The sequence below is a fragment of the Reinekea sp. genome (genome assembly GCF_982785585.1).
Genome location: NZ_CEYAVF010000004.1, coordinates 1 through 15,598, shown reverse-complemented (window position 1 = coordinate 15,598; position 15,598 = coordinate 1). Strand labels below are relative to the sequence as shown.

The window sequence follows — 15,598 nt, the reverse complement described above, 5'->3', positions numbered from 1 at the left end:
CATCATCATCATCATCATCATCATCATCATCGCCTTCATCGCTCGATGCGGCATAGCTACCCGAACTGCCCGCAAAGGTCTGCGGACTGTCGACCACCGCCGCGCCATTATGTGAGGCACCGCCGAGTGTATCCAATACCAGGGTAGCCGAGGCAATCTGCTCGGGGCTCCAGATTCGCTTGAGGTTAATCACCGGTTCGAGCGCCGTGACTCGGTCTAGCTCACCATAATAAAGCACTGCCGCCTCGGCCTGCCAGTCGGTTCCCTCGGCCGCGGAGGCACCGACGGCGCTCAGCAAGGACCCGGATGCTAGCGCGAGCATGGACAATTTAAGCTGGGAGGATTTTAGTTGCATCCGCAGCCTCCGCCACTTTGGCCGCTGCCGCCGCTTGCGGCTTCTTTACTGAAATAGATGTGATTATCGAACTGGCCATTGAGCGCGTCGTTGCCGAAGGTCATGTCCGGGCGAGCCAATGTGCCGCGGGCCCAGGGCTTAACGCCCAGGCCAGAACAGCTGCTCAGGATCAGGGCTAAACTGGTAATCAACCAAATGGATCGGCCCAAGCCTCTGGTGTGGCGCCTAAAAGGCAGCGCCGTTCTTGCTAACTTCATTTTCATTTCAACATCCTAATAGCTTTAATCGCCGGCGTCCGAGGGCCTGGCAATTCTATTACATCATGACATCCACTGGCCACCGCGGCACGGTTGAACCTGACTGACCTTGCTAGCACACCGGCGGGTCGCGTAAGCCAGTCGACTCATTGTGGACAGCGTTGTTATCTGTTTAGCCAATGTAGTCCGAATCTTAACGCCCGATTCTGAAATGAACCTTAAAAAGGGTCTCCAGGAGCGGCCTGAGTGAACGGCTCAAGGAGTTTGGTGACCGAGAATAAATACTCGGGTATATTGCCTGGTCATTTAGACACGGGTACAGACGGCGTTTGGAAGGACCGCGGCAGCCATCAGCCTGCGCCAACGGCTGTCAAAACTTTGTACGCGAGCATTTTCACCAGGTGCTCAACCCGATAGCCGACGCTTAACCGCGCGCTCCATTAGGATTTATTATGACAGCCAGTAGCACCGGTTTGGGCACTCTAGCCATTCCAAAACTTTTCAGTTCCATGTCCTTGCCGATTATCTTCGGCCTGGTGGTCGGTGGTCTTTATAATGTGGTCGACGCCCTCTTTGTCACCCGAGGCTTGGGCATCAATGCAATCGGTGGGGTATCGATCGTTTTTCCGATCCAAATGATGATCATCGCCCTCGCCGGCTGGATCGGCTCCGGAGCGGCCTCCATAGTGGCTCGTCGTCTGGGTGCCAAAAACATGCCTGAGGCTGAACGGGCTGCCGGCAACACCCTATTCCTGGCGCTGGTGATGGGCTGCAGTATCACAGCTCTGTGTCTGTTTTTTATGCACGATCTACTCGACTTGTTGGCCGTCACACCAGCCCTAAAACCCTATTCACTGGAGTATTTGGTACCAATCTTAAGTGCCACGCCAGCGGTGTTACTCGGCGCCGCCTTCTCGGATCTGGCCCGAGCCGAAGGTAAGATGAAGATCCTAATGCTGTCGATGCTCTTGGGCTCGGTCACCAACATCATCCTCGACCCCATTGCGATCTTTGTGCTCGGTTGGGGCGTCCAAGGCGTGGCCTATGCGACCGTTTTCTCCCAACTCTTGTCGCTGGCCCTACTGCTCTTTGTGTTTGGTACAGGCCGCACCGATGTCAAAATTAAACTGAGCAATATTCGCTTTAATGCGCCTATTAGCGGCGATACCTTGGCATTGGGTTTCCCACTCTTTATTAACTATTTTGGGGTCTCATTGGTTATTGGCTTGGTGAACTACTCGCTCAGCCAATCCGGCCTGAGCGAAGCGGATTATTTGATCAGCGCCTATGGCATTTTAGGCCGAGTCTTTGTTTTTGTGTTTTTCCCGTTGCTGGGCATGACGATCGCCTACCAAACGATTTGCGGCTACAACTATGGCGCTCAGGCCTATGACCGGGTCGCCGAGGTGACGCGTTTTGCGGTCAAGGTGACCAGTCTCTACTGTGGCCTAATCACCCTGTTTGCGGTGCTCTTTCCAGATTGGATCTTTCGTATTTTCACCACGGATCTACAGCTTATTGCCCAGGGCCAAGACATCGCTCGGTTTCTCTTTCTGGGGTTCGCTCTGGCCGGTGCGACCAATATTTGGTCGATCTATTTTCAAGCCATCGGCCAGGCCAAGCCGGCCCTGCTGTTGTCGAGTCTGCACGTCTATGTGCTGCAGATTCCCATGCTGATTATCTTACCGCTGTTGTTCGGCATCAACGCCATCTGGTATATCTTTCCGATTTCCGATGCATTGACCTTCTTGGTGTCTCTGCTGGTAATCCGTTGGGCCTTTAAAAAGTTGGCGCACCAGCGCACAGCGCTCGCTCCCGGTTAGCGGTTTCGGCCGCTATCGGCTAGACACAAAAAAGCCGCAGCCTGTTACCAGGGTGCGGCTTTTTTGTCGGCAGACGAGCTTGGGACTAATCGTCCAGCGAATACTCAGCGTTGTGAAAGACATTCTGAACATCGTCGAGGTAATTCAATAGCTCGAGGAATTTCTCGAACAGCACAATATCTTCACCTTCGAGCACGGTCGAGGTCTGAGGCACGAATTGCACCTCATCGACGTCCAGATCGATATCAGGGAAGGCGGCCTTGAGCGCCGATTTGGTTTTGGCGTATTCGGTATGGGGCGCAAAAACCGTTACCTTACCGTCGGAGACCTCGATATCGGTGACATCAACATCGGCGTCCATCAGCGCTTCCAGGACCACGTCTTCATCATCGCCGGTGAAGGCAAAGATGGCGCAATGGTCGAACATATGGCTGACCGAACCGACCGTGCCGATCTTGGCCTTAACCTTATTGAAACAGATGCGCACATCGCCAAAGGTACGGTTCGGGTTATCGCTCAGACAATCGACTATAACCATGGTGCTACCCGGGCCATAGCCCTCATAGCGGGCCACGGCAAAATCCTCACCGCCGCCGCCGGCGGCTTTTTCCAGCGCCTTGTCGATCACATGGGCTGGGACCTGGTCTTTTTTGGCCCGGTCAATCAGAACACCGAGGGCCAAGTTACCGGCCGGTTCGATACCGCCCTTGGCACAGACATAAATTTCTCGGCTGTATCGGCTGTAAACCTTGGCCTTCATATCGGACGTTTTAGCCATCGATAATTTGCGATTTTGATAGGCTCTGCCCATAGAAAACACCATTATTTGGTTGGAAAGTGAGGGGATTTTATAAAGAATCGGTGGGACAAACTAGTCGAATCGTCAATTTAAGTCAAAAGGGGGGGCATTTAGTATCGATATCGCTATAGGTACCGACCCATAAGTCAGTGCAGGGGCCGTTAGGATCTGCGTTGGCATGCCCCTGAACTCCTGTCTCCACGCGCACCGCAATGAATTAAAGCCAAGGGGTGTATTAGGCATTTTTAGTACGTAGTCTATGAGTTAGTATACATCTTATCGACTACTGTTCGGCCGGAGTGGCTGTTAAGTTGAAATACATTATTTATTAGGAATTTCAATGGCCAACCAAACAACTGACAATTTCGCAGAACCCATGCTGGAACAGACCCATCAGCACCATGTGACGCTATCGTCCTTGGGCGATGCCAAGGCCAACATGTTGCTCACGATATCGTCCGTGACCGCCACGCTCTGTTTAGCGCTGCTGGATAATATGCTCTATCGTCCCGCCCTGGCGATACTAATGCTGTTCTCGTTAGTGACTATTTTCCTCGCCTGCTTTGTGGTGATCCCGAGAGTGGATTTAACCAAACGGCTGGACCCGGATCTGCAGTTGGGCAATCCTAACTTTAATCCGTTGTTTTTCGGTGATTTTCACACTATCAGGTTTGACAAGTATTTAACTCTAATGGAACAGGTATTCAACAATCCGACACTCTGTCATGAGATTGAGTTGCGGGAAATACACGGTTTAGGCCAATATCTAGCGAAAAAGAAATTTAACACCTTACGCGCTGCTTATTTGACTTTCATGGCGGGTTTTATCTCTGCTGCCGTGGTTCTATGCATTAGCCTGATGGTCTATTATTTTTAACCGCTGCTGTTTTGGGGCTCATGCTATGTTGGGGCTCATGTAGCGTCGGACTGGCTAAAAATGAGGGTATAACAGACCGACTCGCCCGAGGGAAATTTGGCTCAACGAACAAAAAATCCAATGAGCGAAGCCTAATATAAGATAGACTAATACCGAATGACATTCGACCCGAGGGCCTGTCTTGGCAGGAACTTCATAAATCAGTAGGAGCCTCTATGCACATCCAGACACCGGCAGTTCACGTCGACCATATGTTAAAACAGACGCGTCAGCACCACGTCACCCTTTCGTCTATGGCTGATGCAAAGGCCAATATGTTGCTGACCATGTCATCCGTTGTCGCCACCCTGTGCTTGCCGCAACTGAGCAATTTGGCCTATCGTCCCGCTTTAGGGACTCTGATGTTCTTCTGTTTGATTACGATCTTTTTCGCCTGTTATGCGGTAATGCCGAAAATGAGTATGGCCAAACGCCCCGATGGCGACTTGGAGTTGAGCAACCCCAACTTCAATCCGATGTTTTTTGGCGACTTTCATACGATAAAATTTGATGACTATTTGGTCATGATGGAAAAGACATTAAACGATTCATCGCTCTCTTATGAGATTCAGTTGCGCGAAATATACGGTTTAGGGCAGTACCTGGCCAAGAAGAAATACCGCCTGCTGCGCTACGGTTACCTGACTTTTTTAACCGGTTTCGGATCCGCTGCCGTTATTCTCATCATTACGATGGTTATGCCCTCTTTCTAAGCAAAGGCCAATTTGCCTAAACCGCCCCAATGCGTTTTAACAATTAGGCGCGGCTGTTGGCCTAGGTATCGAGTTATCTTCGGTCATGCTCGCTCAGGCACTCGACCAGCTCGAGCGGCAGGCCATCGGGATCGGGGAAGAAGGTAAAGCGGTTACCGGTCAGTTCATCCACGCGCACCGGCTCCACCACCACCTGGTGTTGCTGCAGGTAGGCGATGGCCGCGTCGAGGTCCAGGACTCGAATCGCCAAATGGCGTAAACCCTGGGCCTCAGGCGTTGAGGGCCGCGCGGGGGCCGCCGGAAAGGTGAACAATTCCAACTCAAACCCCGGAAAACCGATATCCAGTTTATAACTCTGACGCGCCGCCCTATAGGTTTCGGCAATCACCGTGCCGCCCAACAGCTCAACATAAAACCGCTTAGCAACCTGATAGTCCGAGCAAATCAACGCGATGTGATGGAGACCCTGAACCCCTGGTAAGGCCATTAGAGCGGTGCCTCGCCGCGGCGCATACGCAAACCGTTGGCGTATTGCTTGAGAATATAGGGTCTTAATTCCGCTCGGGCCGACTCGACCCGCTTTTTCAGCGTCTCAACATTGGCATTGGCGATCTCGCCGACATTATTATTCAGACAGGCCTCAGCCCAGTCATTGGTCGGGAAGCTCTGATAGATCTGGTGGATTTGGGTATCGATGTGTTCGGCGACCTCATCGTCGGTTTCGAATTGACCCTGCAACACCTCACCAAACTCCAGGTGCACCCGGCCTTTCCAGCCGGTCATGCCGCGGGCAATGGAATTTAAATCTTCGTTTTTACGTTTTACATAATCGCCGTTAGTCTCCAGCGCATAGAGTTCCCGCGCCTTGGCCAGGTCGAGCGGATCGAGCTCATAGCTGATCGCCACCGGCACTATATTCAGTTCATTGATGTACTCAGAGTAGGCGCGCAATTTGGGCTTACTCAGACTAAACATGCCGATGACCGCCGGATTGGTGCGATCGTAGCCGTCCTTGGAGCGACCTTCGCGCTGTGCAATCCAGATGCTGGCCGATTCGTCGAGAATCGAATAGTGGATATAACGAGACAATTCTTGGGCGGCTTTGAAGCGCGCCTTCAACCCGGTAATACCCCGCTTGACGATAAAGCTCTTGTTTAAGCGCATCAGATTGGCGGAAAAGGGTTGGCTTAACAGGTTATCGCCAACGGCAATCCGCGCCGTCTGAAAGCCGTTTTGGTGCAAGGCCCAATTCAACATCGCCGGGTCCATCACGATATCGCGGTGATTGGACACAAAGAGATAGGCCTTCTGTTTATCCAGTCGGTCCAGACCGTGCACCGAAAACTCGGCGACAGACTTCTTTAGCAAACGACTCACCAGCGGGCTTAATTTCTGTTGAAAGCTCGCTACATCGGTTACCGACCAGAGATATACCTTCAACAGCGCGCGAATCAGCGGCTGTAACAGCCACGGCGCTCTTTTGTTCAAACCCGGTGCCAACCAGGAGCCCATGGCTTTGGCCAAGGCTGGGTCGTTGAGGGTTGTTTTCAGTACGGTCTTTACTTCTGCATCTTGAAAGGGGCGGATGTCTGCAAACACGAGTAATTCTTTTATGGCGGGTCAAGCTCCCTAGAATAGTAGAAAAGCCATTTAATTTCAGCTATTTAGACGAGTTCTTGAGCTGGGCGATAGGGTTTTAGGCCGGGCCTGCTCGGTTAAATCGCCCAGACCAGATTGGCTTGGCCAAGCTCAACCCTAAATTGTGGGTGTTTTTGTTGGATAAAATCAGCCCCAACCAACAAGGCAAATAATCGATCGTCATCGATCAGATTAAAGGACTGCGCCGACGCCGACGTGAGAAAGGCCGGCACAGTGTCCGCACTGTCGGCCTGATAGAGCAACCAGAGACGGCTGAAGAGTGCCTGCAGCGCGGCATCGAGCACGAATTCGATACGCCGATGCTGTTCAATCCAGCTCAATTGCACGGTCGGTTGAATTAACAGCCGATTCAGGGGCACCACCCTCACGCCTGAAGGATCCGGTAATCACCGGTGAATTGGCTGACCAGTTCACCCTGCTGGTCGCGTGCCTCGACGCTCAACAACGCGCGCCAATGGCCACTGGGCCGGCGCTCGGGCGGACTGACAAAACGCGCCACGATGCGCAAATCGGTCAGCGCCGCCTTGGGATATTGAACCTGGGAGTCTTTGATTGCGACCTTATCACCCAGCTGCTGTTCGGCCGCCCAGGCGCTGGTCAGATACCAGCCGGCCAGGACCAACACCGAATATTGACTGCCGGCAAAGACCGTTGCCTTGTCGTTTCGGTTGCCGTCCAGCGGCAGGCTAAACACCGCCTCTGCCGCATTGCAATGCACTAGCTCGATACCCAGATGCGCTAGGGGTTCTATCGCGCCTAGGTTCATAACCAGTCGCCGCCGCGCTGCATCGCCAACCAGCGCGGAAAACTCGCCAGTGAATCGAGTGCATCATAGATCGAGTCCTGCCATTCCGGGTTAGTGTCGATCAGATCTGGGACATGCACCACCATGCAACCGGCCGCCAAGCCCGAGGCAACGCCATTGGCACTGTCTTCGATAATCAACACCCGAGCTGGGTCGACCGACAGTAGGTTACAGCCACGTAAATAGGGCTCCGGATGCGGTTTGCCCTGGCTTACCTGGTCACCGCCAATTAGATGTTCAAAATAGGAATTGAGTCCAAACTGGGCCAATTTCTGGCGCGCGCTCGCGTTAGGCGAACTGGTGACCACCATTTGCGGCAAATGCGCGTCGGCGACCGAGTTGAGCGCCTCGATCACCCCTTCTTTCAGTTCCAACTCCTCGCTGGCACGGCTCCGGTAGCGCGCCCCGACCAAGCTGCAATAGTGCTCGGCCAACTCCAGAGTATCGACATATTGCAGATACCACTGCACGATGCCTTGATGATTCATGCCCACGGTCTCCAAATAGCGTGCAGCGGGGTCCGCCATCACGCCCTGCTCGGTCATGAGCTGACTGAAAACATCCTGAACCAGACGTTCTGAATCGAGTAATACGCCGTCCATATCCCACAATACGGCTTCAATAATCGCCAATGCGCGCTCCTATTAATTTCACTGTTTGGCCAGCAGCCACTTTACGGCAGACTGGGCATGTATAAGGGTGGTATCAATTAAGGCCACCGGGGTGTCATCGGGGCCGATCAACATACCGATCTCAGTACAACCGAGGATCACGCTCTGCGCGCCTCGGTCGGCCAAGTCAGCAACTATTTCCTGGTAGCGTTGTCGTGACGCTGGGTTAATCTGACCCAGACACAGTTCCTGATAAATAATACGATGCACATCATCACGCTGCGCTCGATCGGGAACGATCACTTCCAAGTCGAAATGGTCGATTAGGCGCTGTTTATAGAAGCTTTGCTCCATGGTAAAGGCCGTGCCCAAGAGTGCAACTTTTTGGCGACCCTCGGCCTGCAACACAGCACCGGTGCAATCGGCGATATGAATCAGCTCCAGACCCGATGCTTGAATGATGTCATCGGCAACCTTATGCATGGTGTTGGTGGCAATCACCAGGCCTTCTGCCCCGCCCGCCTTGAGCAACTGTGCGGCATGGGCCAGATAGGCCGCGGCACTGTCCCAATCGCCTTGCTGTTGCCAGCGTTCGATCAGGGCAAAGTCAACCGAGCGCACCAACAGATCGGCGCTGTGCAGGCCACCGAGGCGAGCCTTAACCCCCTCATTGATCAGTTGATAATAGTGCGCCGTGCTTTCCCAACTCATACCGCCCAGAATACCCAAACACTTCATCTCTAGCCCCTGTTATCGTCCAGCGTTACACTAACGGGAGCAACTCACCCAGCGAACAGGATGCAGGCCCCATGTCTCTCTATCAAGCCCACCTTCAGGCCCTGATGCAGCGCTATCAGCTCGCCTGTGATCAATTTCAACTCGATGCCATCGCAGTTCATGCTGGCAGTCTAACCCATTATGCATTGGACGACCTCAGTCACCCCTTTCATCCGGCGGCCTTTGCCCAACAATGGTTACCCTATGACCTGCCCGCTGAAACCTGGGTGGTCTATAGCCCGACTCAGGGTCTGCGCCTCTATTGGCCGGCCAAGCAGGATTTTTGGCATGTCTGCCCGAGCGCACCCACGGGCACCTGGACGGACCCTTGGCAGATTATCGCCGCCGCCGATACCGACTGGCTTAGTGAGTTATCCGGTCGGGTCGCGGTGTTGACCCAAAGCCCGCACGTTCTGCCCAGGCGCCATCAACTGTTGGTCAATCCGGAACATCTGATTCATTGGCTCAATTTCGATCGGGCGGTCAAGACAGAATGGGAGATTTCCCAGCTGCGCCGGGCCAATGAGCGCGCCCTGGTGGGCCATGCCGCAGCCGAACAGGGCTTTTTAAACGGCCTGTCCGAGCTCGACATTCACCGTGCCTACCTGATTGCCAGCGAACAGCAGCAAATTGATGAACCCTACGGTGCCATCGTCGGTTTGAACGAATCGGCCGCGGTGCTGCATTATGAACGCAAAAACCTGACCCCACCGGAGCAGTCACATACCCTACTGATCGATGCTGGGGTCAAGGTGAACGGCTATGCCAGCGATATTACCCGGACCAGCACCACCGATCGGGGCGTGTTCCGCGAACTGGTCGAGCGCGTCGATGCCTATCAGCGCCAGTTGGTCGAGCTCTGTCAGGTGGGCACACCCTATCTGGCGATTCATGAGGCGGCCCTGCGTTATAGTGCCGACACCTTGCGCGCGACCGGCATCTGCTCGCTGAGCGTCGATGAGCAGCTGGCCAAGCGGGTAACCCAGGTCTTTTTCCCGCACGGCATCGGGCATCTGCTCGGCTTGCAGGTCCACGATGTCGGCGGCCATCAGCAAGACCGCAGCGGCATGATCGAAAAGCCGCCCGAGCATGCGCCCTTTTTACGCCTGACTCGACCGCTGGCCGAGGGCAGCGTGATTACCATCGAACCGGGGCTCTATTTTATCCCCATGCTGCTAACCAAGATGCAGGCCGAAATCGGCAAGCATGGCTGCGATTTGGCCTTGATCGAGCAGTTAACACCCTTCGGTGGCGTGCGGATTGAAGACAATATCGTGGTGCGCAGTGCCGGCCCAGAGAACTTAACCCGGCCCTAATGTACGCCGGACTATGTCCCCAAGCAGGCACTCAGCTAAGCGTGGTCCAAAAATCGGCGGCGGGCGTTCTAGGCAGTGGCGTCTGGTCGACCGATAGCTGAGCCACCGCTCCGATGGCATCGGCCAATCGATCCAGCTGTGCCGCACTCATCGACGGATGCAGACTGATGCGCACCCAGCCCGGCTTATCGGTTGGGCACGCCTCGTCCAATCCGGCTGTGATCGCATTGGAGGTGCATTGATCGATGGCCAGCAAATGGTGACCGTAGGTGCCGGCGCAGGCACAGCCGCCACGCGATTCGATGTAAAACCGATCACTCAGCCGCTGCACCGCACTGCGGTAATCCAGGTTGGCAAAGACGATGGAAAACACACTCAGCCGATCCCGATGCTGATCGGACAGAACCCTCACCGCAGGCATCGCACTCAAACGGGCAAACAGCCGCTGATTCAACCAGGCTTCGCGTGCCGCAATGCGCTCGGTGCCCATCTCCTCTTTCAGCTGAATCGCCAGAGCCGTGCGCAAGGTTTGTAAGATGCCCGGTGTACCGCCGGATTCGCGCTGCTCGATATCCTTAATAAAGCGATGTTCGCCCCAGGGGTTGGTCCATAAGACGGTGCCGCCACCGGGCTGGTCGGGTATTCGGTTTTGGTACAGCGCCTGATTAAAGACCAGCACGCCATTACTGCCCGGTCCGCCGAGAAACTTGTGCGGCGAAAAATAGATCGCATCGAGCCACTCATCGGCATTAGGGTGCATATCGATATCGACATAGGGCGCCGAGGCGGCAAAATCGACAAAGGCTAGGCCGCCCTGAGCATGCATCAGCCGAGCAATGTCCCGATAGGGCGTGACAATGCCGGTCACATTGGAGGCGGCGGTCACCGAAGCCACCTTGATTTTGCGCTTGGCTTCACGCAACAGATCCTGTTCGAGCCAAGCCAGATCGATCTCATCGCCGTCGAGAGCGGGAATCAGGCGCAGTTCAGCCAGGCTTTCCAGCCACATGGTCTGATTGCTGTGGTGTTCCCGATGGGTGATATAGACCAAGGGCCGCTCGGCAAGGTTATCGAGTATCAATTGCCGATGCGATTCGTGACTCCACCAACCCAACAAGCGCATCAGCTTAGCCAGCGCTCCAGTCATCCCGGTCCCGACATTGAGCAAGACATCGTTCGAATCGGCTCGAACATGCGCCTTTATGCGCTCATGAGCCTGGGCCAGATAACGCGACATCTCCCGCCCGGTGTAACTGTCTTCGGTGTGAGTATTGGCCATGATCTGGCCGGCCAACTCGCTGATGCGCTGCTCAATGGGGCGATACAAGCGGCCGCTGGCGGTCCAGTCGGCGTAGAGCCGATCTGGATTTTGCCGATCCTCAATAATGTTGGCTTGAATGCCCTGCCAATAGGCCCGGTCGGGTTCTCCCTGAGCGTTCGTTGACGCGGCTTCGACGGCCGATGCGGATGACGGCTGGGCCGAGCGTGAGAGGGAAACTGACATAAGCGGCGATCCGTTAATGATTCAGCTTAGGATAATCGAACATGCCGCCCGATGGGTTCCAAAATTTCCACCATTAAGTTACATTAGGGGTATAAATTTCTAACATAATATATATAAGTGAAAAATATGATCGATTCGATCGATAAGCACATTTTACAGCTGCTGCAACAGGACGCCACCTTAGTGGTGCAGGAGATCGCCGACCGGGTCAACCTTACCGTGAGCCCGTGCTGGCGACGCATTCAGAATTTAGAAACCAAAGGCTATATCGAGAAACGCGTCGCCTTGTTGAATCGGCAACAACTGGAGCTAGGCATCGATGTCTTCGTCTTTATTAAGACCAATGAACACAATGATGACTGGCTGGAAACCTTCTATCAGGCGTTGCAAGTCTTGCCCGAGGTGGTCGAAGCCTATCGAATGAGCGGCGACGTCGATTATTTATTGAGAGTGGTGGTAAAAGATATAGAGGCCTACGACCGTTTTTACAAGCGGCTGGTCGGCCGGGTGCGCCTTTCAGATGTCAGTTCCAGCTTTGCTATGGAGCGAATCAAACACACCACCGCCCTGCCGCTTGGCTAATGGTTTTTTTGCGGGATGGGGTTAAGCTGCGCGTTCGCGCTGACCTGGACGCGCTCAACTGATCAACTGATTAACCGATCCGCCACAGAGCGTAGTCAATAAAAAAATCCAAAATATAGATAACGGTATAAATAACAAAGGCCATAGCAGTCAAGGACCTATCCAAGGGCTTGGCATCAGACCTAGGCGGAAATAGCCTTGGCGAAACGGGTTACCGCGTGCCAGTCGGTGTATTCAATGGTGCTGGTGCCATCGGCGCAACCGCCGGTCATTTTCATAATCAAGCGGATCATGTGCTTATCGAAAAAACCGTATATTGGGTAGTTCAATTTTCCGGCAAAGAGCGCTACGTGGTCCGGCTGCCAGGCGCTGGTACGCAGAAATCGTTGCAAATAGGGACTGGTAGCAGGGTCGGCTCTGCCCGGCTTGCGCGCGGTGAGATTGACACCGAAGAAGGCGCTTTTGCGACCGTTGAGCCAAGCCTTATGTTGGCTGACGGTGTTCAGCAGTTCGTCTTGAAAGTGCCCATAACGGATCGACGCGCCAATCACCACACAGCGGATCCGCTCATCGCCCTGCCAGCTATCGACGTCGGCCAAGGGCGCCACGTGCACCGGGCCTGGCCAGTCTTGGGCCAGGGTTTCGGCAATCTTACGGGTGTGTCCGTCTGTGCTGGAGTAGAAAATAAGGCTGGTCATAGACTGTGCTCCACTATTGGCAGCAGGCAGTCTAATCAGGATTGGCCAGAATACTTTTGATGTAAGGCAAACAAAGCCAGCGCCGGCCAGGCCGACTTATAAGACGACTTTTTAGCCGATCAACCGGAGCGGGATTCGATTGGACGGTGCAATGCTCGGCAAGGGCCGGCCCATACGTTTAATCAGCAGCAAATACAGACCAATCAACACCAGCATACCCACCACCCAGGCGCTCGAACTGAGCGGATGCTCGAGTACGGTACCCAGCTGATAAACAATGGTGGCCACGCCATAGGCCAATACCGTGCTCCAGCTGATCACCACCCAAGCCCAGCGGCTGCCGGCCTCACGCACTAACGCGCCCATGACCGCGACGCAGGGCGTATAGAGCAGGATAAAGAGCAAATAACAGAAGGCGGCAAAGGGGGTGACAAAGAGCACCGCCATGGTGGTCAGGGTGGTGGCTCGCACCGCCTGATCGGCCGCGGCCAGATCGACGGTGTCGTATTGCACCACCTGAATGCCGAGCGGGTCGCTCAGGGCATGGATCAGGCCCGCGCCATTGTCGCTAATAGAGCGCACGGCGCGCAGGGTTTCAGCACCAAAGTGGAGCGCACCCGCCGGCCTATCGGCCACGCCGGCGACATCGGCGTAGAGCGAATCGAGCGTACCAACCACGGCTTCCTTGGTGAAGATACCGGTAATCACCCCCACCGTTGCCGGCCAGTTATCGGCTTGCACACCAATGGGCGCAAGCAATGGCGTGGCGGCACGACTGATCGCACTGAGGATCGAGGCCTGACTGTTCTCGTGGCCAAAGCTGCCGTCGGTGCCCCAGGAGTTCAAAAATGAGAGCAACACCACCACCTGAATAATGGTCTTCCCGGCACGCAGTAGAAAACTCTGCAACCGGTGCCAGGTAGTCATCAAGACATTGCGTAGCGATGGAATATGGTAAACCGGCATTTCCATAATCGAACTGCTGATCGCCCCCTGAAAAAAGGCTCGCCGGAAGATCCAACCGGTTAACACGGCCATGGCAATGCCAAACAGATAGAGGCCAAAGACCACATTCTGCCCCTGATGCCCGAAAAAGGCCGCGGCAAACAGCGCATAAACCGTGAGCCGAGCCCCGCAGGACATAAAGGGCGTCATCGCGATGGTGACCATGCGATCTGCCTGGCGATCGAGCGTCCGGGTCGCCATGACCGAGGGCACATTGCAGCCAAAGCCGACTATTAAAGGCACGAAGGCGCGCCCGGGTAGGCCGATCGACTGCATCAGCCGGTCAACCACAAAGGCGGCCCGCACTATATAGCCGGAGCCTTCAAGGACGGACAGCCCCAGATACAGGAAGCCGATCACCGGAATAAAGGTACCCACCAATTGGATACCACTGCCCAAGCCATCGGCCAATACCACACTGAGCCAGGCCGGCGCTTGCAGCATCGTTAACAGTTGACGGGTGCCTTCGACCAGCCAGGTGCCGAGGAGAATATCGAAAAAATCGATAAAGATGGCACCCACGTTAATGGCAAAAGTGAACAGCAGATAGATCGACAAAAGAAAGATCGGTATGCCCAAGAACCGGTTGAGCACCACTCGATCGACCCGCTCCGTCAGGGACCGGCCGCCATCGCCCTGCACCACCACCTGCTTAACCCAGCCCGAGGTTTGCTGTAAGCGCGCGGCAATGCGCGCACCTCCGGACTTGGGCAAGGCAATCGTGGCGCCGACAAAGGGTCGAGCCTGGGTCAATTGCGCCCGCACCAAAGCCGCCGCCGAGCTTTTGGCCGCCACGATGCCCAGCACCGGCAGACCGAGCACTTGGCTCAGCGCATCGAGCCGCACCGTCTGCTGATTGGCTTCGGCCACATCCAGCATATTGGCCACCACTAAGATGGGCACATCGTAATCACGCAATTGATGGCTTAACAAGAGTTGGCGATCGAGGCAGCTGGCATCGACCAGATTGATAATGATATCGATATCGCCCTGGAGCAGGCAATTAGCCGCTATCTGCTCATCGAGCCCAAAGTCATCCTGCTCCAGGGAATAGATGCCGGGCAAGTCCACCAGCTCCACACGCTCGCCCGTGACCAGGCTAAATGCACCGGTTTTCCGTTCAATGGTCACACCCGGCCAGTTGCCCACCTTCTGGTGCGCGCCGGTTAGGCTGTTAAAGAGCGTGGTTTTACCACAATTGGGGTTACCGATCAGCGCCACGCGCAATGTGTTTGGCTGGGTCATTTTGAGGCCTCCACCAGGATTTGATTGGCTTCAACGCGCCGCATACTAAACAACGTAGAACCGACCTTGATTTGCAGCGGGCAACCCAGCGGCGCCACGCGCACCACCCGCACTGCCGCACCGGGCATCAAGCCCAAGGATAGATAGCGTGCCTGATACGCCATACCCTGTTCGGCAAAACCGGCCACAACGCCCGGTTGCCCTACTTCCAATTGACTCAGTTGCACCGGGTCACCTAAAACGTAAGATTCAGCCTCCAGCCTAAATGATAATGAATCTCAAATGCAATCTATTTGCATTTAGCTTGATTTGGATCAAGAAACGAGCCCCCCGCTGCCCAAGCCGACAAAACTTATTGTTAAATTTCAGCAGCTTAGCCACATTTATTATTGACACGTCTGATCAACAGGGTACACTGCGCTCGCACTCACGGAGAGTTGGCAGAGCCTGGCTTAATGCACCTGACTTGAAATCAGACGTAGGGTAACCTACCGGGGGTTCGAATCCCTCACTCTCCGCCATATTCAATAAAA

Annotated in this window: 18 protein-coding genes and 1 tRNA gene; 6 read left to right on the top strand and 13 right to left on the bottom strand. The window is 54.7% G+C overall.

Annotation, left to right across the window (positions count from 1 at the left end; all coding sequences use genetic code 11):
* Both AC4FIC_RS02675 and AC4FIC_RS02670 read right to left on the bottom strand, forming a co-directional pair.
* The coding region (locus tag AC4FIC_RS02675) for a DUF3570 domain-containing protein (RefSeq protein WP_476194732.1) at positions 1-355 on the bottom strand (355 nt) is incomplete at its 3' end.
* The gene (locus AC4FIC_RS02670; protein ID WP_227003646.1) at positions 346-618 is read right to left on the bottom strand and encodes a DUF4266 domain-containing protein; all 273 of its coding nucleotides are present in this window, start codon (positions 616-618) and stop codon (positions 346-348) included. The genes AC4FIC_RS02670 and AC4FIC_RS02675, both read right to left, overlap by 10 nt.
* Before the next feature lie 446 nt (positions 619-1,064).
* On the opposite strand from AC4FIC_RS02670, the gene AC4FIC_RS02665 reads away from it, so the two are divergent.
* The gene (locus AC4FIC_RS02665) at positions 1,065-2,435 is read left to right on the top strand and encodes an MATE family efflux transporter (RefSeq protein WP_100257230.1); all 1,371 of its coding nucleotides are present in this window, start codon (positions 1,065-1,067) and stop codon (positions 2,433-2,435) included.
* A gap of 85 nt (positions 2,436-2,520) precedes the next feature.
* Here the strand turns inward: AC4FIC_RS02665 and AC4FIC_RS02660 are convergent, their stop codons facing one another.
* Entirely contained in the window at positions 2,521-3,246 is a 726-nt protein-coding gene (locus tag AC4FIC_RS02660) for a YebC/PmpR family DNA-binding transcriptional regulator (RefSeq protein WP_100257231.1), read from the bottom strand.
* Positions 3,247-3,574: 328 nt separating this feature from the next.
* Between AC4FIC_RS02660 and AC4FIC_RS02655 the strand changes: the two genes are divergently transcribed.
* Together AC4FIC_RS02655 and AC4FIC_RS02650 are read left to right on the top strand one after the other, a co-directional pair.
* Positions 3,575-4,111 (top strand): Pycsar system effector family protein, encoded by a 537-nt coding sequence (locus tag AC4FIC_RS02655; RefSeq protein WP_273284648.1) that lies wholly within the window; start codon positions 3,575-3,577, stop codon positions 4,109-4,111.
* A gap of 215 nt (positions 4,112-4,326) precedes the next feature.
* Entirely contained in the window at positions 4,327-4,863 is a 537-nt protein-coding gene (locus AC4FIC_RS02650; protein ID WP_273284650.1) for a Pycsar system effector family protein, read from the top strand.
* 73 nt (positions 4,864-4,936) lie between these two features.
* On the opposite strand, the gene gloA2 is transcribed toward AC4FIC_RS02650, so the two are convergent.
* The 6 genes from gloA2 to AC4FIC_RS02620 all read right to left on the bottom strand — a co-directional run bounded on the left by gloA2 (position 4,937) and on the right by AC4FIC_RS02620 (position 8,676).
* On the bottom strand, positions 4,937-5,350 hold the full coding sequence (gene gloA2 / locus AC4FIC_RS02645) for an SMU1112c/YaeR family gloxylase I-like metalloprotein (RefSeq protein WP_100257234.1): 414 nt from the start codon (positions 5,348-5,350) through the stop codon (positions 4,937-4,939).
* The gene (locus AC4FIC_RS02640) at positions 5,350-6,462 is read right to left on the bottom strand and encodes a 1-acyl-sn-glycerol-3-phosphate acyltransferase (protein WP_100257235.1); all 1,113 of its coding nucleotides are present in this window, start codon (positions 6,460-6,462) and stop codon (positions 5,350-5,352) included. The genes gloA2 and AC4FIC_RS02640 overlap by 1 nt, the downstream gene beginning before the upstream one ends.
* A 116-nt stretch (positions 6,463-6,578) precedes the next feature.
* Positions 6,579-6,890: a hypothetical protein gene (locus AC4FIC_RS02635; protein WP_145980269.1), complete on the bottom strand. Its 312-nt coding sequence runs from the start codon at positions 6,888-6,890 to the stop codon at positions 6,579-6,581.
* Positions 6,887-7,288: a YiiD C-terminal domain-containing protein gene (locus tag AC4FIC_RS02630; RefSeq protein ID WP_100257237.1), complete on the bottom strand. Its 402-nt coding sequence runs from the start codon at positions 7,286-7,288 to the stop codon at positions 6,887-6,889. Before AC4FIC_RS02630 ends, AC4FIC_RS02635 begins: the two co-directional genes overlap by 4 nt.
* Complete coding sequence (locus AC4FIC_RS02625; protein ID WP_476194540.1) at positions 7,285-7,959, bottom strand: HAD family hydrolase; 675 nt, start codon at positions 7,957-7,959, stop codon at positions 7,285-7,287. Before AC4FIC_RS02625 ends, AC4FIC_RS02630 begins: the two co-directional genes overlap by 4 nt.
* 18 nt (positions 7,960-7,977) lie before the next feature.
* Entirely contained in the window at positions 7,978-8,676 is a 699-nt protein-coding gene (locus AC4FIC_RS02620) for an aspartate/glutamate racemase family protein (RefSeq protein WP_273284658.1), read from the bottom strand.
* Between the two features lie 71 nt (positions 8,677-8,747).
* Here AC4FIC_RS02620 and pepQ point away from each other — a divergent pair, with 71 nt between their 5' ends.
* On the top strand, positions 8,748-10,031 hold the full coding sequence (gene pepQ, locus AC4FIC_RS02615) for a Xaa-Pro dipeptidase (protein WP_100257240.1): 1,284 nt from the start codon (positions 8,748-8,750) through the stop codon (positions 10,029-10,031).
* 31 nt (positions 10,032-10,062) lie between these two features.
* Here the strand turns inward: pepQ and AC4FIC_RS02610 are convergent, their stop codons facing one another.
* On the bottom strand, positions 10,063-11,535 hold the full coding sequence (locus AC4FIC_RS02610) for an aminotransferase class V-fold PLP-dependent enzyme (RefSeq protein WP_287420094.1): 1,473 nt from the start codon (positions 11,533-11,535) through the stop codon (positions 10,063-10,065).
* 126 nt (positions 11,536-11,661) lie between these two features.
* Here AC4FIC_RS02610 and AC4FIC_RS02605 point away from each other — a divergent pair, with 126 nt between their 5' ends.
* Entirely contained in the window at positions 11,662-12,117 is a 456-nt protein-coding gene (locus tag AC4FIC_RS02605; RefSeq protein ID WP_100258741.1) for an Lrp/AsnC family transcriptional regulator, read from the top strand.
* 182 nt (positions 12,118-12,299) lie between these two features.
* Here the strand turns inward: AC4FIC_RS02605 and hemG are convergent, their stop codons facing one another.
* The 3 genes from hemG to AC4FIC_RS02590 all read right to left on the bottom strand — a co-directional run bounded on the left by hemG (position 12,300) and on the right by AC4FIC_RS02590 (position 15,292).
* Positions 12,300-12,815, bottom strand: coding sequence for a menaquinone-dependent protoporphyrinogen IX dehydrogenase (hemG, locus tag AC4FIC_RS02600; protein WP_100257242.1), 516 nt, complete (start codon positions 12,813-12,815; stop codon positions 12,300-12,302).
* Between the two features lie 111 nt (positions 12,816-12,926).
* Positions 12,927-15,065, bottom strand: a complete 2,139-nt coding sequence (feoB, locus tag AC4FIC_RS02595) for a ferrous iron transport protein B (RefSeq protein WP_227003647.1) — start codon at positions 15,063-15,065, stop codon at positions 12,927-12,929.
* Entirely contained in the window at positions 15,062-15,292 is a 231-nt protein-coding gene (locus tag AC4FIC_RS02590; protein ID WP_158524340.1) for a FeoA family protein, read from the bottom strand. Before AC4FIC_RS02590 ends, feoB begins: the two co-directional genes overlap by 4 nt.
* Before the next feature lie 204 nt (positions 15,293-15,496).
* Between AC4FIC_RS02590 and AC4FIC_RS02585 the strand changes: the two genes are divergently transcribed.
* Positions 15,497-15,586, top strand: a tRNA-Ser gene (locus AC4FIC_RS02585).
* Positions 15,587-15,598: the final 12 nt, after the last annotated feature.